This window comes from Streptomyces sp. BE303 (assembly GCF_036290945.1).
GTDB lineage: Bacteria > Actinomycetota > Actinomycetes > Streptomycetales > Streptomycetaceae > Kitasatospora.
Genome location: NZ_JAQYWZ010000082.1, coordinates 1 through 373, shown reverse-complemented (window position 1 = coordinate 373; position 373 = coordinate 1). Strand labels below are relative to the sequence as shown.

Annotated in this window: 1 protein-coding gene; it reads right to left on the bottom strand. The window is 74.5% G+C overall.

Annotated features, from left to right (window positions below):
• Nucleotides 1-373 (bottom strand): acyltransferase domain-containing protein (locus PUR56_RS00300; protein WP_329947347.1); only part of this gene is annotated, 373 nt, incomplete at both ends.

The window sequence follows — 373 nt, the reverse complement described above, 5'->3', positions numbered from 1 at the left end:
GGCGTCGAGGGCCCGGCTGCGCAGGGCGGAGACCCGGGCGCCGTCCTCCAGGCTCAGCGCGCCGGCCACCACCGCGGCGGCGATCTCGCCCTGCGAGTGGCCGAGGACGGCGTCGGGGTGGACGCCGTGGTGCTGCCAGAGGGCGGCGAGGGAGACCATCACGGCCCACAGGGCGGGCTGGACGACGTCGACGCGTTCGAGGAGTTCGCCGCTGCGCAGGAGCTCGCTCAGGGACCAGTCGACGTGTGGGGCGAGGGCCTTCTCGCACTGGGTGATCTTCTCGGCGAAGACGGGTTCGGTGTCGAGGAGTGCGGCGGCCATGCCGGGCCACTGGGAGCCCTGGCCGGGGAAGACGAAGACGGTGCGGCCGGGG